Here is a 25,771-nt window from a genome sequence, read left to right as displayed (position 1 = left end):
TCAGCACACCGGGAGCGCCAGACGTTGCTGCTCAGCGTCGGGGCCCCAGACGAGCAGGGAGAAGCGCTCGGTGCGGGCGTCGGTAGGCGCGAGAATGTAGGAAGGGTTTTCCTGGTCGGCGAGTTCGGTGCTGATGAGGGTGCAGGAATCGTTAGCGATCTCCACGGTCTCCCCGGCGGGCACGCTCGCGTCGCGGGTGGCGGCATCGGGCCAGCTCATGATGCTCACACCGAGCTCGGAATCCGAGCACGTGATCTTCGCCAGCTGTCCCTCATCCGTGTCCCGGGACTGACAAGTCAGCCCATTGTGGCCGGGCAGGCCACTGCGCATGCCGGTCATGTCAGGGAACGCGTCGACGATCTCCTGCTCCGCGTCGTTCCACGCGGGCAGGAAGTAGGAAGCCGCGAACACACCACCGCCGATGAGCAATCCCACAATGGCTATCGACGCCACGATCGCCCCCGTCCGCTTCTTCTTGCGAGCCGGCTGCTGCGGCGGGAAGTACTGCTGCGGAGGCTGAGCCGGAGCCTGCTGCTCGCCGGGGCGGAACTCGCGGGTCTCCTGCACCGGGGACGGCTCCGGCGTTGGCTCCGGTGTTGGTTCCGGGGCCCGCAACCCGTCGAGCACACCCCGTGCGGTGTCAGCCGCAGGGGCGTCCTGGCCGCTCAGCTGCGTGACAATGTCGCGGAAGGCCTCCACCGGATCGGTCCGGGGCAGACCCGGGGGCACCGGGCCAGATGCCAGGAGGTAGGCGGGGGCGGCGATGGCGTCGGCGCGCAGACCATGGCCGAGGAAACGCCCCGCCGGGGCGGAAGCGAGGGAATCGATGACGCCGGCGAGGATGGTGAGGGGCTGGCGGGCGTCGTCAAGCGAAGACAACGACGACAACAACGGAGCCGGAGCTTGATCACGGACCACAAACGCGCGGCCGTCATCAGTGATACCGCCAGTGCGAAACAAGGAGAACGGCGGATCGGTGATCCACGCCATGCCCTGGATGTCACGGCGGAAAGCGGCGGCGTCGGCATCGTCAAGAGGGGAGTGGAAGACCTGCACCGTGACGGGCGTGCCGTCGACGGTGGCCGAGAAGATCTCGAAGTGCTCGTCGTTGAGGATCGTGTCGATCCGGTCAGGGAGAGTCATGGCCTAGTTCTCGATGTAGTCGCGGAACTCGGACTCATCAACCCGGACAGCACGGTCAATTCCGAGCAGCTGGGGGCCCTGCTCATCGATGCCGAAGGTCAGGCGGTAACCGGTGTCGTTGCCGTTACGGTCTTCGACGATGACCATCTCCATGCCCTTGATGCCGGCGGACTCGAAAAGCTCAGTGATCTCCCGCGTATCGGAATACACCGCCGAACGGACCAGGCCGGTCATATCGACGACGTCGCCGACCTGCGGATCATTGACCCTCATGAAATTATCCACACCCGCGAAATCACCCCGCAGATCCAGCTGACGATTGATCTGGTCACGCTCACGCGGATCGGCATACTCGCCAAGCCACTCCTCCGTCTCCGCGACGGTACGCAAGTCAAGGAACTCATTGGCGACAGACTTCACCTTGCCACCGCCACCCCCGACCAAGCTGAACAGACCCCACAGCACCAGGCCCAAAATGATGATGCCCGCGACAGCCGCACCTGCGATCGCCGGCTTCGGCAGACCCTGCGCCTTCGAGGACATGCCCGAAACCTGCGGGAAGGAAAAGCTCTTGCGCTCGCCTGCCGGGCCGGGCTCAGCAACCGGGCCGTCGGACGGAACCTGATTCTCGAAACGGTTGTCGTAGGGCTGCTCCTGCTGCGGGAGCGGCGAATCGCCCGGGGCGGGGGCCTCGAAGTGCTCGGTAGCGGCCGCCTGCTGCGGCTGCGGGGTGGGCGCGCCGAACTCGATATGCGAGAGTTCGCGCAGGGCGTCGACGGTCACCTCCGGGGCATTCGGATCATCGAGACGGGAGTCGTAGATGGCGCGACGCTGCTCATCACCGAGCACACGCTGGGCGATGTAAAGCTCCTCGCGGCCCCCGAGGTTGGTGGGGTTGTCGCTGGCCAGCAGCTCATCGATGCGGGAGCGCAGGGTAGCGGGATCCTCAGTGCGGTCGAGGCCGAGGCTGTCGTAGAGGTTGTAGTGCGACATGATCGAAAGCTGCTTTCTGTGAGACCTGCTGGCTAGGTGATGGCCCGAAAGTTGTTCGAATAACTCTGGGTGCTTCTTCTAGTAACGAGTATCGCATCCCTCACCGCTATCGGCCTCGCTAAAGGGGAGCGCTCCCCACACTGGGGGGCTGCTGGTAGCTCCAGCGGCGAAGGGCGCGTGCGGACGTGCCCCTTTGTGAATCGGGGCTGCCTAAAAACCCAGGTTGCTGAGAAAGGGAGAACACAAAGGGGTACATCCGTATCAATGCCCGAGCGGCACACTGCTCCAGACACCCCCGCGGAGGGTGTGGACACTCCCCGGGACACGCCGGTGGGCAATCCAGCGCTGCAGGAGGACCATCACTTCGCTCTCGTCGACGAACACGCGCGTGTGCTCCGGGGCGAACTCCTGGGGGATAGTCAGCTCCCCGAGCTGCGCACCGGTGTCCTGGACGTGGAAGCGCAGGGTCCGGCCGAGGGTTGTCCAGGCGATGCCGTCGGTGGACTGCCAGCGGGGAATGCCCGGGGCGTGGACCGCCGAGCGCTCCGCGGACAGCACGGCGAGGTCATCGTCCAGCACGAGGACCTCGCCGTAACTCTCCACGAGCACACGATCCCCGATTCGTGTGACAGCCAGGGCATTCATCCCCTCGGCAGGCAGCTCACGCACGCTCAGCTCGCCGTCGCGGAGCCGGGCCAGGGCACAGCCTGACTCCCGGAACACGGTGTAGAAGCCGTCACCGAAACTGGTGACAGCACCCCCGGCGAGCTCTGCGGGTAGTACGGCCGCAGGTGCGCGGACCCAATCCTCGGCCGGAGCCAGCATGTGAGCGCCGGGTTCCAAGGTCCAGCCCTGGGACTGCACGGCGATGACATCGGCATCGAAGGCCAGCTCCCAGGCCTCGCGCACCGGGACTGGGACGAGGGATTCGCCCAGGTACTTTCCGTCAGACAGCGCCCAGCAGCGCAGCACCGGCAGGTACTGGTGGCATACCCACAGGTGGCCGTCGCGCACGTGGCATCGACCGCCGATGAAGGGTGTGTTCTTAAGCGGCGGGCGTTCCACATTGTCGAGCGTGACCTCGAGGACGACTTCCTGCAGCGAGATCCCGTCCGAAGACCAGGCGTCCGCGGTGTCCGAGACCTCCTGCCACCTACGCTCCGGGTCGCGCTGGCCGCCGACGCCGCCGAAGATCCGCACGATACGCAGATCGTTTACCACCGTCTCCGCTTCCCAGGGGGCGTGGGCGAACCAGCCGGTGAGTTCAGCCTCTCTCAGCTGGGGGCGCGGAGTGTGGGCAAAAGCTGCCCAGCCATCGCCGGTGAGGATGACCGGCCACCCGCGCTGCCCGACCCCTTCCTCCAGGTTGCGGATCCAGCCGCGCCGGGTGGTCTCCAGCCCGGCGATGGGCGGCTGACTGGTGCGCAGTCCCAGCGGCAGGCGTACCGTCTTGCCCACCTGGTAGTCGAAGGGCGCACCCTCCAGGGACCAGGTGGTGACGTGGATCCGCAATACGCGCTCCGAAACGGGTGCGGGTGGCAGTTGCGAGATCTCACCCGGCAGGGCGTCAGGGAATAAGACCTTCTCTTCCGGGAAGCGGCCGTCATCGAAGACCCAGCGCTGTGCCTCCCCGGTCCAGGCCGGATCGGGTAGCACCTCGGGAAAGTCCAGGTCCCGCGCCTCTACCCGTCCTGAGTCAGATTGCACGGCCACCACCACGCCGTGCTCCTGATCGATCTCCACGCGGTGATCGTCGACGGTAAGCACCCAGGTGGGGCGACCGTCGACGGCACCGGGTTCGGGGAGGGCTACGGGGGCGTCGACAAGTAAAGGGAAGAGAAACAGCTGTGCGGGGCCAACGACAGCAAGCTGCGAGACATCGAGCACCCACGTGCGGTCGCCATCGCGAACCCAGCATGTGTCTTGGGAGCGGCGCAGGCGGCCGGGCACGTGGAGCGTGTCGGCGGTGCGCTCGATGCGTAGGCCGGAAGGGCGCAGCGGGAGGAAGAGTTTCGGTTCGATCACCCACCCGTGGATGGCCACCTCCATGTCACCCACCAGGCGCATTGTCACTGGCGTCCGGGCGCCCTGTTCCAGCAGTTTCCGCAGTTCATCTGGGGTGGGCATGGGTCCAGGCTACGTCGATTAGCGTGGACGCGCGGTAGGCGCTAGTCTGATCCTCTTTCATATAGATATTTAGGAAGGTGTGCGTGAGCACCGCAAAAAAGCAGGCCCTGCCTGCCGACGTCAAAATCATCCTCATCGTTCTCGTCAGCGCAGCGCTGGTGATGTTCCTCAATGAGACCATCCTGTCGGTGGCTCTGCCGTCGATCATGGCTGACTTCGACATCCCGGCCACGACCGCGCAGTGGTTGACCACCGGTTTCATGCTCACCATGGCCGTGGTTATCCCGACAACCGGCTGGATCCTGCAGCGCTTTAAAACGAAGCAGGTGTTCCTCGCTGCCGTCAGCAGCTTCCTGGTGGGCACGATTGTCGCGGCGTGGGCACCGACGTTCACTGCTCTGCTGGTGGGCCGCATCGTGCAGGCCACCGGCACGGCGCTGATCATGCCGCTGTTGATGACCGTCGCCATGACCGTGGTGCCCGCCAACCGGCGTGGCTCCGTCATGGGTGTCATCTCGATTGTCATGGCCGTGGCGCCCGCGCTGGGGCCGACCGTATCGGGGTTCATCCTCAACCGATTCACCTGGCACTGGCTGTTTTGGCTGGTCGTGCCGCTGATCGCGGTGGCACTGGTGGTGGGGGCCTTCTACATCCGCAGCATCGGCGAGACCTCCCGCTCACCGCTCGACCCACTGTCCGTGGTGTTGTCCGGTCTCGGCTTCGGCGGCGTCGTTTATGCCCTATCGACGCTGGGCACCAACCTGCCCGTCGCGGTCGGCGTAGCGGTTGTCGGCGCGCTGGCGCTGGCCGTGTTCGTGTGGCGCCAGCTCCGGCTTAAGACCCCGCTGCTGGACCTGCGCCCCTTCACCATCCGTAACTACACGCTGTCGGTGGTGGTGGCGCTGCTGCTCATGGGCACGCTGCTCGGCGTGGTCATGGTGCTGCCGATCTACCTGCAGACCGCCCTCGGTGTCACCGCCCTGGTCACAGGTTTGCTGCTCATGCCCGGTGGCCTGGCCTCGGGGTTGCTGGCACCGTTTATCGGTCGCCTCTATGACCGCGTCGGGCCCCGCCCGCTGGTCATTCCCGGTGCGCTGCTGTTGGCCGGTGCCGTGTGGTCGATGACGCGGTTGGATATCGCCTCCACCATCGCGGAGGTGATTACGATGCACATCGTGTTCTCCCTCGGGCTGGCGCTCATGATGACCCCGCTGATGACTACCGCGCTGGGTTCTCTGCCGAAGCATCTCTACGGGCACGGCTCGGCGATCCTCACCACGCTGCAGCAACTGGCTGGAGCGGCCGGTACGGCCATCCTTATCGCGGCGCTGTCCTTTGGCACCCAGGCCGCGGCCGCTGGGGGCGCGGACCTGGCGCAGGCCACCGCGGACGGCGCACATTCCGCCTTCATCGTCGCCGGGGTGATGGCCGTGCTGGTGCTGGCGGCCAGCCCGTTTGTGACCAAGGTCGCCGAGGAGCAGCAGGAAGAGGGCCAGGCCTTCTAATCCTCCAGCAGCCATTCCGTCAGGGCGGCAGCAGCCTGGCGGGTCTGGTGGACGACCATGCCGAGTTGGGTGTCGCGGGCGAAGAGGCTGAGCACGAGGTGTCCGACGGGGGCGTGCTCGATGCGGGCCAGGGCCATGAATTCCTCGTCGGGCATCGCGACGGTGACGATGGTGTCGCGGTCCTCTTCCTTGAGGGGGTCAATGACCTGTGCCAGGGCGCTGGAGACGCCGAGCATGGAGGAGTTGAGGGCGGTGATGCGGGCGGCGTCGAGGGCGTCGTTGAGGCCGATGGAGCAGACGTGGATGCCGTCGCCGGTGCCGAGCACGACGGCGTGGATGCCCGGTACCTGGTGTCGCATGCGGGACATGTAGGGCAGGGCGGCGGCGGCGAGGTCGTTGGTGTTGAAGTTGCGGCCCCGGATCCGGCGGTGGCGGCCCAGTTCTTCCACGGGTGAGATGGTCATCGTCGTGCCTCCAGAAGGTTCAGTGCCTGCGTAACGACGTCGGCGACGTCGTCCTTTTCCCGCGGGTCGGCGGCGGACACCGGGATATCCGGGTGACCCTGATCCGCCAGCAGATTCCTTATTGCCGGCACCGGGTCAGCGGCCGCCGGATCGATGAAATTGACGGCCACCACCAGCCGATCGAGCGCATTGATGCCCTGGACCATGGGCAGCCACTCGGCGACTTGCTCGGCGAGTAGTTCGGAGTAGCCGAAAAACCACAGCACGATCGCGGCATCGGGGTTGAATGCCGGGGCGCGGGAGTCATCGAATCGATCCTGGCCGGCCGTGCCGAACAGCGCGACCCGGGTGCCGTCCGGGCGGTCCCATACCCCGAAATCGATGCCGACGGTGGTGGTGGTCTTCCACCGGGCGTAGAAGTCCTCGGGAGTGGCGGCGCGGACTTCGGTGGTGATGGGGGCGACCGTCGATAAGGAGGCGACGGCGGTGGTTTTGCCCACGCCTACGGGACCGAGGAAGACGACCTCATCGTCGGAGTAGGAGCCGACGATGGCGTCTTTGGGGACGGTGAGGTAGGGGTCGAGATCCGCGACGGACAGTTCTTCAAATTTTCCGTGCCGCCGACGCCGCACCGGGGGAAGCTTCATAGCAGGGCCTCCGGGTAAAGGTGGATAGTGACACGCCCTAGTATTGAACGAAGCCGACTAATTGTCTAATCTCAGGTAGACACCCCATCGTCCACGGTGGGGTGGGAAAACGGCAGTGGAGCCTGACGGCGCCCCTTTATATACCCTTAAGGAAGATTAATGTCCCAGCAAGAGAATCTCAACAACTTCCTCAGCAGCGTGGCTGATGACCTCAATGGTTTCCTCGGTGGATCGGTCGTCGATCTGGATACCGGCATGTCCCTGGCGTCCATCACCCGCACCCACGATTTCGATCTCGACGTCGCGGCCGCCTACAACTCCGAAATGGTAAAGGCCAAGTTCAAGACCATGGACGCCCTGGGCCTCGAAGGCGGCCTGGTCGATATGCTGCTCACCCTCCGCGATCAGCTGCACCTGATCAAGCTGCTGGACAACAACCTGTTCGTCTACGTGGCCGTAGCCTCCGACCGCTCCAACCTCGCGCTGCTGCGCTCGGCCGTCAACGCCAACACCCGCAAGCACTCCCTGGCTTGAAGTGACCGTGCGGCGGTTCCCGCCGAGTTCGCGGAGGTGGCGGAAGCTCCCGTTCAGGCTCCCGAGCCTGAGCCTGCTCCCGCGCCTACCCCCGGGCAGACTCTAGGACCTGTCCCCGACCCAGAACCGGAAGCCGCGGTGGAGCATATCCCGTGGTGGAAGCTCTGGCGCTGAACCGTTGGCACTGAAAAACTCCCGTTGACCTCCTGTATAAGGGGTCAACGGAAGTTGTGCTTAGAAGGCCGCGAAGTTCTGCGCGGCGTAGAGCTCGCCTTGGGCGTTGACCGCCCAGCCCAGGCCGATGTGGGTGAAGTGCGGGTTGTCCAGGTGGCGGCGGTGGACGGGGGAATCCAGCCACGCCTGCAGCATCTGCTGGGCGGATACCTCGCGGTTGAAAGTGCCCACGTTCTCGCCCGCGCGACGCCAATGCGCCGGGTAGGAGGCCGTGTAGGTGGGGTTGTGCTGCACGCGGCGCTGTCCTGCCATGTGATGCGACCAGGACTGCGCGACGTTGTCCAGCGCGGCGTGGCGGGCGAGCAGGGGAAGGCCGCGGGAGGCACGGTAGCGGTTGGTGGCCTCGAGAAGCTGATGCCGCTTATCGCCATTGGAGCTCTGCGGCCCCGGGATGACCGACACCTGCAGGTCCGGGATCTGAATATGGGGCAGCTGCGGCATCTCCGGGAGCGGCGGCAGGGAGGAACCCGCGAAAGGCTGGGCCTGCGCGTGGGGGATCGGCAGGGTCAGGGCGAGGGAGAGTGCCAGCGTGGTGGCGGCCAGACGGCGCATGCGCATGTTCGGGGCTCCTTGGTCGTAGTCCCGGCGATGCTAACAGAAAGGTAACGAAACGCGAGGGGCCCTAGTTGCGCATGTGGCCAGTGGGTGTTCGCTAAAGGCGTACATGCCCGTGGCCTGCACTTATGTTCCGAAATTGGCAGTCGAAACAAGTGAGTGCAAATAGATTGCCCGCACCTAGCGTTAGAGTGGATGACAAGTTAAATCAAAGGTTAGGGGTCACGGACATGTTTGAACGGTTCACCGACCGTGCACGCCGCGTCATCGTCTTGGCGCAGGAGGAAGCACGGCTGCTCAACCACAATTACATCGGCACCGAGCACATCCTGCTCGGACTTATCCACGAAGGTGAGGGTGTCGCCGCGAAGGCCTTGGAGTCCATGGGCATTTCGTTGGACGCCGTGCGCCAGGAGGTCGAGGAGATCATCGGTCACGGCACCCAGCCGCACACCGGTCATATTCCTTTCACCCCGCGCGCCAAGAAGGTCCTCGAGCTTTCACTGCGCGAGGGCCTGCAGATGGGCCACAAGTACATTGGCACCGAGTTCCTGCTCCTCGGCCTCATCCGCGAGGGCGAGGGCGTGGCAGCCCAGGTGCTGGTAAAGCTCGGCGCTGATCTGCCGCGCGTGCGCCAGCAGGTTATCCAGCTTCTCTCCGGCTACGAGGGCGGTCAGGGCGGTTCCCCGGAGAGCTCTCCGGAGTCCGGCGGTCCCGTCGGCGCCGGTACCGGTGCCTCCCGCGGCGGCCCGCAGGGCCAGGGTGGCCCGGGCGACCGCTCCAACTCGCTGGTCCTCGACCAGTTCGGCCGCAACCTCACCCAGGCGGCCCGGGACGGCAAGCTCGACCCGGTCGTCGGCCGTGAGAAGGAGATCGAGCGCATCATGCAGGTGCTCTCGCGTCGTACCAAGAACAACCCGGTCCTCATCGGTGAGCCCGGTGTGGGTAAGACCGCCGTCGTCGAAGGCCTGGCACTGGACATCGTCAACGGCAAGGTCCCGGAGACTCTCAAGGACAAGCAGGTTTACTCCCTCGACCTGGGTTCCCTGGTGGCCGGTTCCCGTTACCGCGGTGACTTCGAGGAGCGCCTGAAGAAGGTACTCAAGGAGATCAACCAGCGCGGTGACATCATCCTGTTCATCGACGAAATCCACACTCTGGTCGGTGCCGGCGCCGCCGAGGGTGCCATCGACGCCGCCTCCCTGCTCAAGCCGAAGCTGGCCCGCGGTGAGCTGCAGACCATCGGTGCGACCACCCTGGACGAGTACCGCAAGCACATCGAGAAGGACGCCGCCCTGGAGCGTCGTTTCCAGCCGGTGCAGGTCCCGGAGCCTTCCGTCGAGCTGACCATCGAGATCCTCAAGGGTCTGCGCGACCGCTACGAGGCGCACCACCGCGTGTCCATCACTGACGGTGCCCTGGCCGCCGCCGCGAATCTCTCCGACCGCTACATCAACGACCGTTTCCTGCCGGATAAGGCCGTTGACCTCATCGATGAGGCCGGCGCCCGCATGCGCATCAAGCGGATGACCGCCCCGGAGGGGCTGCGCGAGATCGACGAGCGCATCGCCGATGTCCGCCGCGAGAAGGAGGCGGCGATTGACGCGCAGGACTTCGAGAAGGCCGCGGGTCTGCGTGACAAGGAGCGCAAGCTCGGCGAGGAGCGCTCCGAGAAGGAGAAGCAGTGGCGTTCCGGTGACCTGGAGGAGATCGCGGAGGTCGGCGAGGAGCAGATCGCCGAGGTCCTCGGTTCCTGGACCGGCATCCCGGTGTTCAAGCTCACCGAGGAGGAATCCTCGCGTCTGCTGCGCATGGAGGATGAGCTGCACAAGCGCATCATCGGCCAGGACGAGGCCGTCAAGGCCGTCTCCCGCGCCATCCGCCGTACCCGCGCGGGCCTGAAGGATCCGAAGCGTCCCTCCGGTTCCTTCATCTTCGCCGGCCCCTCCGGTGTGGGTAAGACCGAGCTGTCGAAGGCTCTGGCCGAGTTCCTCTTCGGTGAGGACGACGCCCTCATCCAGATCGACATGGGTGAGTTCCACGACCGCTTCACCGCCTCCCGCCTCTTCGGCGCGCCCCCCGGCTACGTCGGTTATGAGGAGGGTGGCCAGCTCACCGAGAAGGTGCGCCGTAAGCCGTTCTCCGTCGTGCTTTTCGACGAGATCGAGAAGGCCCACAAGGAGATCTACAACACCCTCCTGCAGGTGCTGGAGGATGGTCGTCTCACCGATGGCCAAGGCCGTATCGTCGACTTCAAGAACACGGTGCTCATCTTCACCTCAAACCTGGGCACGCAGGACATCTCGAAGGCCGTCGGCATGGGCTTTAGCGGTTCCGCGGAGACGGATTCCGATGCCCAGTACGAGCGCATGAAGAACAAGGTCAACGACGAGCTGAAGAAGCACTTCCGGCCGGAGTTCCTCAACCGTATCGACGAGATCGTCGTCTTCCACCAGCTCACCCGCGAGCAGATCGTCCAGATGGTGGAGCTGCTCATCGGCCGCGTCGAGAAGGCTCTGGCCGCCAAGGACATGGGCATCGAGATCACCGACAAGGCCAAGGCACTCCTGGCCCAGCGTGGTTTCGACCCGGTCCTCGGCGCCCGCCCGCTGCGCCGCACCATCCAGCGCGAGGTCGAGGACGCCATGAGTGAGAAGATCCTCTTCGGCGAGCTCGGTGCCGGCGAGATCGTCACCGTCGACGTCGACGGCTGGGACGGCGAGTCGAAGGACACCGACGGTGCCTCCTTCACCTTCACCCCGCGTCCGAAGCCGCTGCCGGAGGGTACTTTCTCGGAGATCTCCCCGGAGGCCGCCGAGGCCGTGCGTGATGTGGAGGCCGACCCGGACACCATTTCCCCGGATGTCCCCGATGTCCCGGAGATCACCGATGACCTGTCGACCGACCCCGAGGACGGTCCGGCAGGTGGGGCTGCCCCGGCGCCGCAGAGCTAGCTCCTTTTGCCCCTGACAACGCCCGCCTTCCCCGAACCGGGAAGGCGGGCGTTTATGTCGTGGCCCAGTACCAGGTGAACACGCCCTGGGCGATGAGGATGACCGGGATGAACGCCAAAGAAACGACAGCGTCGATCATGCCGATCACCTTGGCGTTGCGGGCTTCGGCCAGGTCATCGGCCGTGCGGCCCTGTAGGCCCAGGACAGCGATGACCGAGACGATGAGCAGCCCGCCGGACAGTAGCCACGCGGCCCAGTGCTCGGGGGTGGGGACAAACCAGGACAGGAAAGCGCCGGCACTGAGACTCAGGCCACCGATGCCCACGATGAGGAGAGGCACGATGATGCGGGCGTCGGCGAAACCGGTGGTGCGGAGCAGCAGTACGAGCGAGAGCAGGGCCGGGATGAGCCCCTGCTGCCAATGAGGGCCGAGGGCGAGGACGACGATGATGGCGGCGGCTGCCGCGATCGCCGCCCACACTAGTCCGCGGCTGAGAGATTCGGTGCGCAGGGTGCGGCGGCGGATGTCCTCCCGACGTACGGCGTCACCGGAATCGTGGCGACGCAGTAGGGAGGGAAGCCCCGTGGACGACAGCGCCAGAGTGGGGGCGCTGAGCAGCACGAGGACCGGTGCCCACGCGGACCAGGCCGCCAGTGCCAGAGGGCTGGCCCCCACAATCACGGCCACCCCGGCGGCCGCGCTGAGCAGCGCGCTAAGCACCAGGGCGGTCGCCCCGGCGAGTCCACCGCCGGGCTGTCGGCGACCGGTGGCCCAGGGCACGACCAGTGCGGTCACCGCGATGGTGGCCACCCACCAGGGCCAGAACTGCGCGGAAGGCAGCACCCTGAGCAGCGGCAGGGCGATGATGGCCGCGCTCAACGGAAGGCTCAGCCCTGCCCAGCGCAGCCACCCCTGTGGTTGCCAGAAGGACAGGGCGGTGCCGGTGAGGCCGAGGGTAGCGAGCACCCCGGTGGCGATGAGGCGGGTGTTACTCCACTCGGCGGGACCGGTGAGGGTGTACGCAGCGGCCGCCCCGCCTAGCAGGGCGAGGAGGATGACGCCGGCAATGAGCAGACCCGCCGAGCGGGAGGCGCCGAACCAGCTCCATTGGGTGTCGGAGACGGTGTCGCGCATTTCGGCCATGATGTCGTCGACGAAGGGGGAGTGGGCGGCGTCGATACGCGGGGTGAGATAGAGGCGCTGCCCGTCGGTGACGCCGTGTTCGGCGAGCGTGGCGGTGGGGGCGATGGTGCCGGTCAGTGGGGAGGACAGGGCCCAGGTGTGGGCGTGGGTGACTGTGTCGCCGGGGGCGGCCGGTTCGCTGTCACGCTGGTTGAGGAGGGCGATGGTGTCATCGAGGAAGTCGATGACGGGTCGCTGCGCGGGGAGACTGACGTCGAGCTGCCGATCGTCGCGCACCACGCTGAGTCGGATGAACATCGGGGCCATGCCGGACATACTCTCATGCCTGCCTGACAAAGGGCGGATAGGCTGACTGTCCATGAGTATTCGGATCGTTCACCGCCCGGCCCGCCTCCAGCGCAGCGTGGTCGCCGAAGATGCCGTCGACCTTGCGGCGGTTCCCACCGTCCGCAGTGGTGGAGGGGGTGGCAACGTGCTCATGATGCTCATGCCCGTCGTCGGTGGCGCCGGCATGGTGCTCATGATGATGTCCTCCGGCAGCCCCATCCGCATGGCGGTGGGTGCGGTGATGTTCTTCCTCATGCTGCTGGCCGCCATCGCCATGTTCATCCGCAGCCGCACCGGCAGCCGGAAGCGGGCGGAGGAGGAGCGGACCCGATTCTTGGAGCACCTGCAGGAAAAGGAACAGGAGGTGCGTGCCCGGGCGGCGGATCAACAGCGCGCGGCCGCGTTGCGCAACCCCGCGCCCACGGCGCTCAGCGATGTGGTGCGTGACCCCTACCGCTTGTGGGAGCGACGTCGTGGTGATGAGGATTTCCTCGTTCTGCGCCTCGGGGTGGGCACCGGCGAGGTGGCGTGCGGGGTTGAGGTGCGTCCCGGTGGTGACCCCATGCAGGTTGTGGAGCCGGTCGCCCAGGCCCACCTGGAACGGATGCTGCGGCGAACACGCTCCATCGATTCCCTACCTCTGGCGGTCCCCGCCCGTGGCGTGGTCTCACTCGTGGGCCCGCCGGAGGTGACGGCGGAAGCGGTCCGTGCGCTGCTGCTGCAGGCGGCGGTGTTCCATGCTCCCGATGACCTGCGGATGCACCTGGCGTTACCCCTGTCTGAGCGGGGGACCGGCTCGTGGGCGCTGTGGTTGCCGCACCTGCTCGACGAGGAGCACTTCGACGGGCCCATCGGTCGCCGCGGGGTCTCCCACGACGAGGAATCCGCTACCGTTTTGCTGACAGAGATCGCCCGCCGCGCCGCCGAGCTGAAAGAAAAGTCCCGCTTCGGCGCGCAGTCCCTGGATGAGGCGTCCCTGCTGGTCGTCGTCGACATGGATTCCCCCCACGGTGCCTGGTTGGCTGAACGCCTCGGGGAGTTGTCCAGCGCCGACCACGCGCGGGTGACGGTGCTGGCCACGTCCTCCGTCCAGCATCTCGAACCCTCCCACGTCGATGTGCGCGTGCTTCTCGACGCCAACCGCGCCTTCCGCGTACAGTTGCTCGACCGCGGTGAGATCCGCGAACCGGAGAAGGGGCCGGCGGGCTACGTCGAACGTCTGCTCTACGGTGGCTCCGCCGGGCGTCTCGACGCCGTGCCCGTCTCCCTCGCTGAGTCCGTTGCCCGCGTGCTCTCACCTTTGCGGTTGGTGGAGGACGCCACCCCCGCTGCCCCGCTGGAGCAGACCATCGGGCTGGATGCCATGCTCGGTATCGAGGATTTCGCCACCTACGACATTCGGCAGGCATGGGCCCCCCGCCCCCGCGAGGAGTTTCTGGCTGTGCCTTTCGCCATCGACGCAGCCGCGGCGCCAGTGGCGCTCGACATTAAGGAGTCCGCGCAGGGCGGTATGGGTCCGCACGGCCTGTGTGTCGGGGCGACCGGTTCCGGCAAGTCCGAGGTTCTGCGCACCATTGTCCTTTCCCAGGTGGTCTGCCACCCGCCGGAACTGCTCTCTCTCGTGCTCGTCGACTTCAAGGGTGGCGCCACTTTCGCCGGTCTGGAGTCCCTGCCGCATACTGCCGCCATTGTGGACAACCTGGAGGAGGGCGTCGGCCTCGTCGATCGCCTCCACGATTCCATCCTCGGGGAGATCCAGCGCCGCCAGCGGGTCCTGCAGGAGGCCGGCAACCTGGCCAATGTCGGCCAGTATCAGCAGTTACGTGCCGAAGGGAAAACCAGCGACCCGCTTCCCGTCCTCTTCGTCGTTATCGACGAGTTCGGTGAGCTGCTCGCAGCTAAACCCGAGTTCATCGACTTGTTCGTGCAGATCGGCCGCATCGGTCGTTCCATCGGAATCCACCTCCTGCTCGCCTCCCAACGGCTGGAGGAGGGACGGCTGCGGGGTCTCGAATCGTATTTGTCCTACCGCATCGGCCTGCGCACCTTCTCCGCCCAGGAATCCCGCCAGGCGATCGGCACCACCGATGCCCATGAACTGCCACCGATTCCCGGCTCCGGCTACCTCAAGGTCGACCCGGACATCTTCCAGCGCTTCAAGGCCGCCTACGTCTCGGGGACCTACCAGTCCACCGCTAGCCGGATCGACCGCGAACTGCCGGATGTTCCCATGCCCCTGGAACTGAGCAACACCACCGAGGCCTGGCTGACGCGCCGGGCAGAGGCCCACCGCACCCAGTTGGCTCTGCGGGAACCACCGGTCCGCTCCTCCCGCATCACCCTCGACCTCGTCGTCTCCCGTCTCACCCCCGCGGCCGAGCGGACCCGCCAGATCTGGCTGCCACCGCTGCCGGAGGCAGCGGGGCTGGAGGCCGCGCTGGGACGCCTGGAACTGACCTCGGACCGGGGGTTGACGGGGCGTCGAGAAGCGTTGCTGCACGTCCCCCTCGGGGTGAAGGACAATCCGCTTGACCAGTGGCAGGGGCCGATGGTCCTCGACCTGTCCGGGGCTGGCGGCAACGTCGCGGTCCTGGGAGCTCCGCAGTCCGGCAAGACCACCGTCCTGCGCACCCTGGTCACCTCCCTCGCTCTCACACACACGCCGGAGGAGGTCAACGTCTACATACTCGACATGGCTGGCAGTGCCCTCGGGTACCTCGTGGGCCTGCCGCACGTCGGTGACGTGGCCACCCGTTTCGACGAGGACAAACTCCGCCGACTTATCGCCGAGATGCGCGGTTTCCTCACCGAGCGGGAGCGGTTGTTCGGAGCGTACGAGATCTCTTCCATCGAGCAGATGCGCCACATGCATGCCGCCGGGCAGCTGCCCGAACTGCCTGCTGCCGACATTTTCCTCGTCGTCGACGGGTGGGCGGCGCTCCGGCGGGATGCCGATGACCTCGCCGACACCGTCACCGAGCTCGCAGAACGTGGACTCGGTTACGGTATACATGTCGTGGCCGCCTCGGGACGGTGGGCGGACTTCAAGCTGCCGGTGCAGGCGGTGATCGGCACGCGGGTGGAAATGGAACTCAATGATCCGATCGACTCCTCCGTCGGCCGCCGCCCAGCCGCCACTTTGAAGGGGCAACCCACCGGCCGGGCGCTGACACCGGATGAGCTCTACAGTCAAGTCTCGCTGCCCACCGTCGACCAGCCCGACGTTATCCGGGAGAACACCCCCGGTGCGTTGGTGGCCGCCGTGGCCGGTGCCTGGCAGGGGGCCACGGCACCGTCGGTACGCATGTTGCCCGACATGGTCACCTACGCCGACCTGGTGACCGGGCAGCGCGGCGCCCCGCCGGCTCTGGTGGGAGTGGCGGAGTCTACTCTCCAGCGGGTGCGATTCGATCTCGACGGTGCGCAGCGGCACCTGTTTATCGTCGGCGATGCTCGTACCGGAAAGACCTCCACGCTGCGCACACTCATCAGTGAGATCATCCGTGAGAAGAAGCCCGGTGAGGTCATGTTCGGTGTCTTCGACCTCCGGAGAGGGCTGCTGGGATTCGTGCCCGAACCATTTCTCGGTGACTACGCCGGAACGCACAAGTCGGCGGACATCCTCACGAAGGGCATTGTCAAGGAACTGGAACGGCGACTGCCGCCGGCGGATGTCACCGTCGAACAGCTCCGCACCCGATCGTGGTGGACGGGTCCAGACATCTACCTGGTCATCGACGATGTGGACATGCTTGAGGGCTCCAGCAATCCGCTGCGTCCCTTTGTGCCCTTTCTCACGCAGGCCGCCGACCTCGGGCTTCACGTCATTGTCGCCCGGCGCTCGACGGGCATGTCGCGTGCCAGCTACGATCCGCTCATTCAGGGGGTGCGCGAGGCGGGCGCGCAGGGGTTGTTGCTCTCCGGCGACCGTCAGGAGGGGGCGATCTGGCCCAAGGTGTACCTCCGCGAGCTACCGCCGGGACGTGCCCAGTGGGTGGACCGTGCTGGGCGGGTTCGCATGGTGCAGCTGGCGTATCACTCGGGCGGAAGCGAGGGGGTGTAAAAGCAGTTCCCGCGGGAGGGGTTCCCGGGGAAAGTTGAGATAAGTTGAGACAATCCTGCCTGCGCCATATGGATAGTTGAGATTTCGCAGGTCAACTCTGTGAATCGGTGTTTTCGAACTGACACGATGCGCGGATTGGGGCATTCTGCCGGGTGAGCCATTGTCAACGTCACCTGGACCACAAGGAGCGCCCTGCGTGAGTGCCGATCACGACCTCGCAGCCGATGTCCCCCTGCTGGAGTTCCACCCTGCCGCCCCACGGCCGGATCTCCTGTGGAGGGTGCAGCTGCCCTCCACGTGGATCCTCCTGGACACCCATCCCGCCACCTGGCGGTCGCAGGCGGAGCGCATCGCGGAGGATTATCTTCCCGGCCACCGTCTCCGCGCGGCCGAGAAACGCCTCATCCGCGAGCAGCTCACCCACACCGTGACCGCCGCCCAGGACGCCGGGGTGCTGCTCACCCTCGTCCTCCCCGGGCTTCTCGACGACGGCACCGTATCCGCCGCCACCCTTTTACTGAGGTGGGAGGACTCCGCGCCGCGCCGGGCCAGCCTGGCCCCCGCGCAGCACGCTTTCGCCCACCTGGACCCGCAGATCAAGCGCACTCCTGAGGGCAACTCCTGGCTGAGCGTACACCAGGAGGCACTCTCCGGACCCTTGACCAATCGCCGTCCCGTGTACACCCGCCAGGGCTATCTGCCGCTGCCGGATTCTACCTGGACGCTGATCATCTCCGGGTCGGCCCCGACAGTGGAGTTGGCCGAGATCGTCGGCGAGGTGGTCGCCCGCCTGGTCAACAGCGTGCGGGTGGTTCCCGGAGGGCAGGGAGAGCGGATCGGGGCGAAAGCTCCGGAGGGCGCGGAGGGCCGTGAGGTGGCCGTAAATTCTGCAGGTCTGGTGTCGGTGCGGTGATGAATTGCGTCGCTTACATGAGCAGGAAGGGAAGTACCGGTGAGTTTCAGTGACCATATCCAGGTGCCGGTTGAGCAGCTGCAGACACTGGCCTCTCAATTGACGTCCATGCGTACTGAGTTGGATTCCGTGGAGCAGGGGGTGGCTCCGATCATGGGGGTCGATGATGTGCATGGGCATCGGATGCGGGAGGCGGTGTCGGAGTTCTTCCAGGAGTGGGAGGCGTCGCGTCGCACGCTCATCGACAACGTCGGTGTCCTCGGTGACGTCTCCGGTGCCATCGCCCAGATGGTAGGGGATTTTGACACCCAGGGTGCGCAGGGCTTCAACGACTTTGCTGCTGCCCTGCGTGAGGGAGGGCAGGGCTGATGTCCGCCGGTGTGTACGCGTTCACGGATTCTCTCGCTGATGATTCCAATTCCAGTGCCTCGGACACAGCCACCTCCATCGCGGAGACTATCGAGGCGATGGACCTGCAGATGGAAACTTTGCGCCCGGAGTGGGTGGCGGTGGAAGCGGATGCCTATTACGAGCTCAACCAGCAGATCCGCTCCGGGTTGGGGAGCATGTCCAGCATCCTGCGGGATATGAAACGGGCGCTGGAGACCTTCCAGACAGGCAACACCGAGGTCCGCACCGCGATCGTGGAGGTCCTGGAATCCACCACCTGATCCCTGCCCGACCGGCGTGCCACCGGTGACGTTCCTGGAGGTCGGTCATCTCCAGGCGATGAAACCCCCTCATCCGGGGTGCACGTTGTCAACCCCCGATTGTCGTACATCTACCAGTAAAGGATTGAAATCGTGTCTTCCGAGCATCTCTCAGTTGAACATTCAGCAGTTTCTTCCCATGTGTCCTCTCTGCAGGCCAATCACGAGTCGTTGAAGGCGCAGTCAGACAAGTTCATGTCCGCCATCGAACCGTTGAAGGCGTCCTGGAAGGGTTCTTCCGTTGCTGCCTGGGACAACATGACCCAGGCGTGGAAGGAGAACATGGACAAGGTCAATCAGGCCCTAGAGCAGTTGACGGGCCGTGTCGACGAGGCCGGTAAGGCCTACCAGGCCGGCGAGGAGGAGCAGACGTCCGCTCTCCAGCAGAAGTTCGCCGGTATGCAGTTCAACGACGGCGCCATTCTGTAGCGCCCCAAAGAAAGAACAGGAATATTCATCATGTCTGTGTACGCGTATAACAATTCCGACGCCGACGCCTCTTCGCAGGAGCTGCAGTCCGTCATGAGTCAGATCGAGTCGACCCTCTCTGAGATGGACTCCGACATTCGCAAGCTCGCCTCCGCCTGGGAAGGGTCTGAGCAGGAGGAGTATCAGGGCATCCACGGCCGCTGGTCCTCCGCGGCGAACAACATCAAGGAGATTCTCGGCCAGGTCCGCGCAGCTCTTGATGAGAACACGTCGTCGGTCGCCGAGACCCGCGGTCGCGCTTCCGCCGCCATCCAGGGCTAGACCCTGCTAATCGACGCCCGCTTCCCTCCCCGCTACCAGTAAAGGTCCCTGATCGTCATGCCGGTTATGCCCTTGCTTCCTTTCGCTCATTACAAGGCCTCGGAGTTTCACGTCGGTGGTAACCCCGGCGAGGTTGGTATCGCGTCTGCCCGGTGGGTGGCCTTTGGTGAGCAGGCCTTGACGGCTGCTGCGGCGATGCGCGGTATCAACGATGGTGGGTTCATCGGCACCGAGGGTGATCGTTACCGGGAGTTGGTCCACGCCCAGTTCCCGTCGCATCTGGATATCACCGGTCAGGCGCACTCCGGCGTCGGTGAGGCGATTGGCCGCTACCAGGTAGCTCTCGTGGAGGCACTGGGGCTCATGGAGACCTTGGTGCTCAAGGCGGTGATTGATCACGCGGAGGTCCAGGCCGCGGTGGCGGGGTACAACACCGCAGAGTTCAATGCTGCCCGGGCGGCGGTGACGGCGCAGGCGGCGACGGCGTCGGCGGTAGCCACCTCGCTTATTCCGGGTGTGAATGCGGCGACCGCGGCGGCGGCGGCCACCGCGCAGGCTGATGCGGCCGCAGCGCAGTCCGCGTTCGTGGCGGCCCAGGCCCGCCATAGCGCGGCGGTGGCTGTATGGGAGGGGGATATCGCCTCCTCGCAGGGGATCAAGGCGGAGCTGGGGGCGGCTGTCACCGCGCAGGTGGCGGTGGTACAGGCGCAGGCACGCAAGCGCTTCGAGGAGAACCCGGAGGGCCTGGCCGCGTTGTGGCAGGACATCAAGGACTGGGTGGGTGAGCATGCCGAGCTGCTGAAGATCATCTCCGATGCGTTGCAGATCATCGGTTCGATCATGTTGTTTATCCCGGGACTGCAGGTGTTGGGGGCGATCTTCATCGGGGTGGGAGTCGGACTGAAGGGATTGCTGGCTGCTTGCGGCGAGGTGTCCTGGGGGGAGTTCCTCTTCGATCTGGTCACTTGTGGTGCCGTGGGTGGGTTGGCGAAACTAGCGAAACTCGGCAAGTTGGGCCCGATGGCTGCGAAGATGTCCACCAGATTCTCGGACACAGCAATTCGCGTTCGAGCCGGGGCGGAAAGTCTCGGGGAAGGAGCGGTCAAGGCACTGGCCAAGGGAAGCAAATGCGTGCAAGGTCTGGAACCGGTGGACATGGCGTCTGGGGTCATCGTCGATTTCGTCGAGGATGTCCGCATTGACGGTGTCTTACCGCTCGTGATCGACCGCAACTGCAACTCGGGGCACCAGCTGGGTCGGGCGCTGGGTCCGCGCTGGGTGTCGCGGATGGACGTCCGCCTGGAGGTGCTGCCCGAAGAGGTTCTCATGGTCGCACCGGACGGGGCCGTGATCACATTCCCGGCTACCCTCCACGACGGGACCGAAGTAGTTGCCGACGGTCGCCCGTGGCGGCTGTCCTATTCCGATGGAGCCTACCGCGTGAGGGACATCCGCCAGGGGCTGACGTGGGTGTTCGCGATCGCCGGGACGGCTGCCGAACGTCGGCCATCCGCCCCGGTCGCGGACGACTCCCCGGCCCTGACCGGATCGCGGGTGGGAATGGGCATCCGCACCGGTTCGCTCGCGGAGCAGATGGGCGAAGCAATCGAAATCGGCATCTCTGCCGAGGTCCATCACACCGGGGCTTGGATCGAGTACGACTACTCCCAGTCCACCGGTCACATGGTCCGCCTGCGCCGTTCCGACGGTACGACACTGTCGCTGACGTGGGACGAGCGCGTGTCCCGGGTGGCCGGGGTGTGGGTATCTCACACCGATGCACCTTCCGGGGACAGCCCGCAACGACTCATCAGCTACGAGTATGGCCCGGCGGGTGAACTCCTGCGGGTGATCAACTCGGCGGCCGGGCAGTTGTCCTATATCTACGATGAACAGGGTCGTCTCCGCACGTGGACCGACCGCAACGGCGTGTCCTACCACTACCGGTTGGATGACGCAGGTCGGGTGGTGTCCCAGGTCGGTACAGGGGGAATGTTCCCCAATGCCGTGGTGTGGCTGCCCGACGATGGAGATGATGCTCCGGTCGCTGGCACCTTGTGCGTCGCCATTGAAGCGGTCGGTCAGTTCCGGGGTGACCCGCTCGACCTCGGCGACAGCGTCGTGGAGGACTATCTCGAGAGGCTGGAGGGCCTCCCCCTGGTCCAGGCGCTCCGGGCAGGCGGTCTGCGCGCGGCCGGCCTCACAGGACGGGGGCGTGACGGGGCGCGGTCCGAGGACCATCACCAGGTCCCCGAGGAATGGCTGTTTGACTCCATGTTGGGTCAGCTGCGCCCCACTGTGTACCGCGCGACAGCCAACGGTGACGTGTGGCGCGTGATCACCCCCCGGGGAGCTGCTCTCGATCGCGAGTACAACCAGTGGCACGACATCGTGTGTGACCTGGGGCCAACCGGTTCGTGGCGAAGAACGCACATAAATGATGAAGGGCTGGTTATCCGAGAGGAATACTCGGACGGCAGCGACATCGTCATTGAGCCCGGCGCCTGGGGCAACCCTTCCCGCGTGATCGGGCGAGACGGGCAGGAATCCCTGTTCACTGTCGACGCGGCAGGTCTGGTGACGTCCATGACCGCGCCGGACGGCGCCACCCGGCTTTTCGACGTCGAGTGGCGGAGCAGCGGTGCAGTGACGACGGCGGTGACCGAACCTGACGGGAGCGTCGTCCACATCGAGTGCGATGATGCAGGACGTATCCTCGCGGTTACCGATGCCGCCGGTCGGCGCACCAGCTACACGAGAAACGTGCACGGGCTCCCTGTCGAGGTGATGGAACCCGACGGATCTTGTACCCGCATCGACTACACCCCGGAGGGCTGGCCCTATCAGATCACCCACCCCGACGGGACCAGCGCTACCGTCGTCTACGACGGTGAAGGTAACGCCGTGGAGAGGGTGGATGAACTGGGACGAGTCACCCGGACACAGTTCACCGTCTTTGACAAGGCACGCGCGGTGGAGGATGTGGCAGGTGGGATCACCACCTTCGAGTACAACACTCAGATGGAACTGACCTGTGTGACCAATGCTGACGGCAGGACCTGGACCTACGAGCGCAACCGCGACGGGGAAGTGATCAGGGAAACCGATTTCAACGGCTTCATTTCCGAGTTCGACATCGACCCAGACGGCTGGTGGTCGGTGGAACAGGACGCCGCAGGCTCCGCGACCCGTTATTATGACGCCGACGGCCACCTCACGCGGGTCGAGACAGCCTTCGATACCGTGCATTATCGCAGGGACTCTCTGGGCCGGTTGCTTTCAGTGGTCAACAAGTCCGCCTCAGTGGAATTTCTGCTCGACTCCTTCGGGCGGAGGACCGGGGAGACGGTGACTCTGAGCTCCGGGGAATCGTTCACCACGCGGGAGGGTGTCGATTCCTCCGTAGGATCGTCGACCCAGGCAATGGTGTTCCCCGATGATACGGAGTACCTGGAGACTTACACCCGGGACGGGTCCGGAGGCATCGTGGGCCAGCGGGTGCATGTTGATGGTCGAGAGGTTCTCGACGTCCGGTTGGGAGTCGATTCCCGACAACATCGAAACACCTGGTCGACGGGCAATGTGGCCCGCCATTTCGAGCATGATCAAAGGGGGCGCGTCGTTTCGGACACGCTGTGCACTCGGACGCCGCGTGCGGCCGGCACCGAGGATTTGGTGAGCCGTCTGTACGGGTGGCGGGCCGACAATGTTCTGGAGCAGATCGACGACCGCCTCCGGGGAACGCGCCACCTGGAGCACGACAACCTGGGACGGATCACCGCGAACCAGATGCACGGCTTCGGGGATACACCGGAGGCGGACAGCGCGTTGGAAGAGTTCCGCTATTCCGCAGCCGGCGTGCGGGTCAAGGCGGGAGAGAACACGGAATTCGGTGGCACCATGCCGGTCAGAGTGGGCCGGACCTCGGTGAGCTATGACGACGCCGGGCGTGTCACCACGACTCGTACCCGTCGGGTGTCTAGGCCTCCCTTGGTGCAGAAGTTCTACTACGAGGCGACCGGCCAGCCGGTGGGTTTTCGAGTCTTCGGATGAGCCCGGCAGGGGATGGCGCTACTTGTATGACGGCCTGGGACGACGTGTCGCCAAGGAGATGATTGACCAGGCGACCGGGCGAGTTATGTCGCGGAAAGTGTTCCTTCATCATGGTAACGATTTGGTGGCCGAGCAGGTGACTGTAGGCGAGGATGGCCAGGTAGGTGATTCCCTGGTATGGGTGCGGGATCCGGCCACCACGGACCTTACGGCGCAGATCGACATGACTTCGGCTGGTTCCGGTGGGGTGGGCACGATTGCATCCCATGTGGTGGTCACGGATCTTGCGGGTGCCCCGCAGGAACTGCTCGATCCTGGCACCGGTGAGCTTGTCGGGGTATCCCGGCACAGTGCTTTCGGACGTCGGGCCTGGCAGGGCACGGCGCGGTGCCCCTGGCTGTTCCGTGGACAGTACCTGGATGAGGAGTCCGGATGGGCGTACAACCGTTTCCGGTACTACAGCCCGCACCTGGGGGTGTATGGAGCTCAGGACCCCATGGGGGCCAGTGCCAACTTGGCCTCAGCGCAGGCGTATGTGACTAGTCCAGTCACCTGGTATGACGAGTTCGGGTTGTATCAGTACCCGCTTAATGCCCCGCATTGGGTCAAGAATATTCTCAACCAGGGCAAGATCGGTGAGGTGGCAACTGATATAAAGCTGCGGGACTTGGGGCGGCGGAACGGGATCGGGAGAAGGCTCAATTACGATGGTCTCCACGGACTGCGGATCTCCGACGGTTCTTACAAGGCGAACCTGGTAGAGGTCAAGAACGTCAAGAATCTTGCCAATACCCAGCAGCTCAAAGATGCTGTCGCATACGCCGGTGATCGCGGCGGCGTCCTGGAGTTGTGGGTACGGCATGACACCAATGTCTTATCAACCGTCGCAGACAATCCCAACATTCTCGTGAATCGTCTCTCTGCGGATGATCTTGCACTGGGGAGACAACATCTCATTGACAGTGACACGGTGAAGTTCTTCGTCTAGCAGGCCGACAACGCCTCTCATCAAAGCGGCGGTGCGCTGCCCATGTGCTCTGTTGCGCAGTCGGATCAATAAACTCATTTAGGAGGAATTCAGGTATGGAAGATTATTCTGCTATTCAGCGGGACAACGAGGAGTTAAGGCTCATTGCCGAAAGAGTGAATCGGGCTCTGGTGGAAGCGGGACTACCCGCCCCGCTGCCTCGTCGCTATGACTCGGTCTCGGATGAGTTGGTTCGTGCCTATCTTTCAGAGGCGGCGGCGGTAGTCCGTGCTCTACGGGACTGCCCGTACGCGATCTCGGATTTCGGGTGGGGGCTGCGGGAGCACATCAAACCGCATCATCGGGACATGTGGGAGCAGATGACAGCGGCGTTGCGTGAAGTCCCAGACGATAGGAATGGTTCGGCCGCTCTGGTCTCCTGGCTGAAGGTTGTTGTGGGGACGAGTAAAAAGCGGGTGGCTGATCTGGTGGACTTGTTCCCGTACATGGATGGAGAAGCTCAGAGATTGCTCAACCCTGAAGCGGCCCGTCTTTTCACACAGGAGCAGTGGGATAGCGTTGCGCCTTTGATTACCGACCCGTATGCGAGGGAGGCGTTCGGCTGGGAACGGGTGCTGAAGATCGCCTCAGAGCGGGGATTGAACATGTGGCTGCCGGGGCAGGAATCTCAGTGACAGTACTTTTCCCGCCGGTGATAGCGGCGGCGTCCTGGAGTTGGGGGTGCGGCATGACACCAATGTCTTATCAGCCGTCGGCAACAATCCCAACATTCTCGTGAATCGTCTCTCTGCGGATGATCTTGCACTGGGGAGACAACATCTCATTGACAGTGACACGGTGAAGTTCTTCGTCTAGCAGGCCGACAACGCCTCTCATCAAAGCGGCGGTGCGCTGCCCATGTGCTCTGTTGCGCAGTCGGATCAATAAACTCATTTAGGAGGAATTCAGGTATGGAAGATTATTCTGCTATTCAGCGGGACAACGAGGAGTTAAGGCTCATTGCCGAAAGAGTGAATCGGGCTCTGGTGGAAGCGGGACTACCCGCCCCGCTGCCTCGTCGCTATGACTCGGTCTCGGATGAGTTGGTTCGTGCCTATCTTTCAGAGGCGGCGGCGGTAGTCCGTGCTCTACGGGACTGCCCGTACGCGATCTCGGATTTCGGGTGGGGGCTGCGGGAGCACATCAAACCGCATCATCGGGACATGTGGGAGCAGATGACAGCGGCGTTGCGTGAAGTCCCAGACGATAGGAATGGTTCGGCCGCTCTGGTCTCCTGGTTGAGGATTGTTGTGGGGACGAGTAAAAAGCGGGTGGCTGATCTGGTGGATCTGTTCCCGTACATGGATGCCCACGCTCAAACTTTGCTTAACACTGAAGCGGCCCGTCTTTTCACACAGGAGCAGTGGGATAGCGTTGCACCTTTCATCACCCGCCCGTATGCGAAGACCTCGTTCAGCCGGGAACGGGTACTGAAGATCGCCTCAGAGCGGGGATTGAACATGTGGCTGCCGGAGCCGGAATCTCAGTGACAGTACTTTTCCCGCCGGTGATAGCGGCGGCGTCCTGGAGTTGGGGGTGCGGCATGACACCAATGTCTTATCAGCCGTCGGCAACAATCCCAACATTCTCGTGAATCGTCTCTCTGCGGATGATCTTGCACTGGGGAG

Annotated in this window: 20 protein-coding genes; 13 read left to right on the top strand and 7 right to left on the bottom strand. The window is 64.7% G+C overall.

Translation table 11 applies throughout. From position 1 onward, the window contains the following. The 3 genes from Q4G50_RS07425 to Q4G50_RS07415 all read right to left on the bottom strand — a co-directional run bounded on the left by Q4G50_RS07425 (position 1) and on the right by Q4G50_RS07415 (position 4,263). The gene (locus Q4G50_RS07425; protein ID WP_303377019.1) at positions 1 to 1,143 is read right to left on the bottom strand and encodes a hypothetical protein; all 1,143 of its coding nucleotides are present in this window, start codon (positions 1,141 to 1,143) and stop codon (positions 1 to 3) included. A gap of 3 nt (positions 1,144 to 1,146) precedes the next feature. Then, complete coding sequence (locus Q4G50_RS07420) at positions 1,147 to 2,136, bottom strand: hypothetical protein (protein ID WP_303377018.1); 990 nt, start codon at positions 2,134 to 2,136, stop codon at positions 1,147 to 1,149. A 261-nt stretch (positions 2,137 to 2,397) separates the two neighbouring features. Next, positions 2,398 to 4,263 carry a hypothetical protein gene (locus tag Q4G50_RS07415; protein ID WP_303377017.1) on the bottom strand — a complete coding sequence of 622 codons (1,866 nt, stop codon included), beginning with the start codon at positions 4,261 to 4,263 and terminating at the stop codon, positions 2,398 to 2,400. A gap of 83 nt (positions 4,264 to 4,346) precedes the next feature. On the opposite strand from Q4G50_RS07415, the gene Q4G50_RS07410 reads away from it, so the two are divergent. Further along, positions 4,347 to 5,768, top strand: coding sequence for an MDR family MFS transporter (locus Q4G50_RS07410; protein WP_303377016.1), 1,422 nt, complete (start codon positions 4,347 to 4,349; stop codon positions 5,766 to 5,768). Here Q4G50_RS07410 and Q4G50_RS07405 read toward each other — a convergent pair. Both Q4G50_RS07405 and Q4G50_RS07400 read right to left on the bottom strand, forming a co-directional pair. Then, a complete protein-coding gene (locus tag Q4G50_RS07405; RefSeq protein ID WP_303377015.1) occupies positions 5,765 to 6,232 on the bottom strand; it encodes a hypothetical protein in 468 nt (155 codons plus the stop codon). The genes Q4G50_RS07410 and Q4G50_RS07405 overlap by 4 nt on opposite strands. Further along, positions 6,229 to 6,879, bottom strand: a complete 651-nt coding sequence (locus Q4G50_RS07400; protein WP_303377014.1) for an ATP/GTP-binding protein — start codon at positions 6,877 to 6,879, stop codon at positions 6,229 to 6,231. The genes Q4G50_RS07405 and Q4G50_RS07400 overlap by 4 nt, the downstream gene beginning before the upstream one ends. A 159-nt stretch (positions 6,880 to 7,038) precedes the next feature. Between Q4G50_RS07400 and Q4G50_RS07395 the strand changes: the two genes are divergently transcribed. Continuing rightward, entirely contained in the window at positions 7,039 to 7,413 is a 375-nt protein-coding gene (locus Q4G50_RS07395) for a hypothetical protein (protein ID WP_303377013.1), read from the top strand. Positions 7,414 to 7,647: 234 nt separating this feature from the next. On the opposite strand, the gene Q4G50_RS07390 is transcribed toward Q4G50_RS07395, so the two are convergent. Next, a complete protein-coding gene (locus tag Q4G50_RS07390) occupies positions 7,648 to 8,205 on the bottom strand; it encodes a CAP domain-containing protein (protein ID WP_303377012.1) in 558 nt (185 codons plus the stop codon). A gap of 227 nt (positions 8,206 to 8,432) precedes the next feature. Between Q4G50_RS07390 and Q4G50_RS07385 the strand changes: the two genes are divergently transcribed. After that, positions 8,433 to 11,156 carry an ATP-dependent Clp protease ATP-binding subunit gene (locus Q4G50_RS07385; RefSeq protein ID WP_303377011.1) on the top strand — a complete coding sequence of 908 codons (2,724 nt, stop codon included), beginning with the start codon at positions 8,433 to 8,435 and terminating at the stop codon, positions 11,154 to 11,156. A gap of 52 nt (positions 11,157 to 11,208) precedes the next feature. Here the strand turns inward: Q4G50_RS07385 and Q4G50_RS07380 are convergent, their stop codons facing one another. Beyond that, positions 11,209 to 12,606, bottom strand: coding sequence for an EsaB/YukD family protein (locus tag Q4G50_RS07380; RefSeq protein ID WP_303377010.1), 1,398 nt, complete (start codon positions 12,604 to 12,606; stop codon positions 11,209 to 11,211). 52 nt (positions 12,607 to 12,658) lie between these two features. On the opposite strand from Q4G50_RS07380, the gene eccCa reads away from it, so the two are divergent. The 10 genes from eccCa to Q4G50_RS07330 all read left to right on the top strand — a co-directional run bounded on the left by eccCa (position 12,659) and on the right by Q4G50_RS07330 (position 25,633). After that, the gene (gene eccCa / locus Q4G50_RS07375) at positions 12,659 to 16,690 is read left to right on the top strand and encodes a type VII secretion protein EccCa (RefSeq protein ID WP_303377009.1); all 4,032 of its coding nucleotides are present in this window, start codon (positions 12,659 to 12,661) and stop codon (positions 16,688 to 16,690) included. 196 nt (positions 16,691 to 16,886) lie between these two features. Further along, complete coding sequence (locus tag Q4G50_RS07370; RefSeq protein ID WP_303377008.1) at positions 16,887 to 17,603, top strand: hypothetical protein; 717 nt, start codon at positions 16,887 to 16,889, stop codon at positions 17,601 to 17,603. A 39-nt stretch (positions 17,604 to 17,642) separates the two neighbouring features. Beyond that, the gene (locus Q4G50_RS07365) at positions 17,643 to 17,972 is read left to right on the top strand and encodes a hypothetical protein (RefSeq protein ID WP_303377007.1); all 330 of its coding nucleotides are present in this window, start codon (positions 17,643 to 17,645) and stop codon (positions 17,970 to 17,972) included. After that, positions 17,972 to 18,274 (top strand): hypothetical protein, encoded by a 303-nt coding sequence (locus Q4G50_RS07360; RefSeq protein WP_303377006.1) that lies wholly within the window; start codon positions 17,972 to 17,974, stop codon positions 18,272 to 18,274. Before Q4G50_RS07365 ends, Q4G50_RS07360 begins: the two co-directional genes overlap by 1 nt. Positions 18,275 to 18,406: 132 nt before the next feature. After that, complete coding sequence (locus tag Q4G50_RS07355; protein ID WP_303377005.1) at positions 18,407 to 18,742, top strand: WXG100 family type VII secretion target; 336 nt, start codon at positions 18,407 to 18,409, stop codon at positions 18,740 to 18,742. Between the two features lie 30 nt (positions 18,743 to 18,772). Next, positions 18,773 to 19,063, top strand: a complete 291-nt coding sequence (locus tag Q4G50_RS07350) for a WXG100 family type VII secretion target (RefSeq protein WP_303377004.1) — start codon at positions 18,773 to 18,775, stop codon at positions 19,061 to 19,063. 57 nt (positions 19,064 to 19,120) lie between these two features. Next, positions 19,121 to 23,116: a DUF6531 domain-containing protein gene (locus tag Q4G50_RS07345; protein WP_303377003.1), complete on the top strand. Its 3,996-nt coding sequence runs from the start codon at positions 19,121 to 19,123 to the stop codon at positions 23,114 to 23,116. Positions 23,117 to 23,174: 58 nt separating this feature from the next. Then, the gene (locus Q4G50_RS07340) at positions 23,175 to 24,104 is read left to right on the top strand and encodes an RHS repeat-associated core domain-containing protein (protein ID WP_303377002.1); all 930 of its coding nucleotides are present in this window, start codon (positions 23,175 to 23,177) and stop codon (positions 24,102 to 24,104) included. A gap of 95 nt (positions 24,105 to 24,199) precedes the next feature. After that, a complete protein-coding gene (locus tag Q4G50_RS07335) occupies positions 24,200 to 24,778 on the top strand; it encodes a hypothetical protein (protein ID WP_303377001.1) in 579 nt (192 codons plus the stop codon). Positions 24,779 to 25,054: 276 nt separating this feature from the next. Beyond that, on the top strand, positions 25,055 to 25,633 hold the full coding sequence (locus tag Q4G50_RS07330) for a hypothetical protein (RefSeq protein WP_303377000.1): 579 nt from the start codon (positions 25,055 to 25,057) through the stop codon (positions 25,631 to 25,633). Positions 25,634 to 25,771 lie beyond the last annotated feature (138 nt).

Source organism: Corynebacterium sp., assembly GCF_030538285.1.
Classification (GTDB): domain Bacteria; phylum Actinomycetota; class Actinomycetes; order Mycobacteriales; family Mycobacteriaceae; genus Corynebacterium.
The sequence above is the reverse complement of the archived record's forward strand: the minus strand, read 5'-3'. Positions and strand labels throughout refer to the sequence as shown.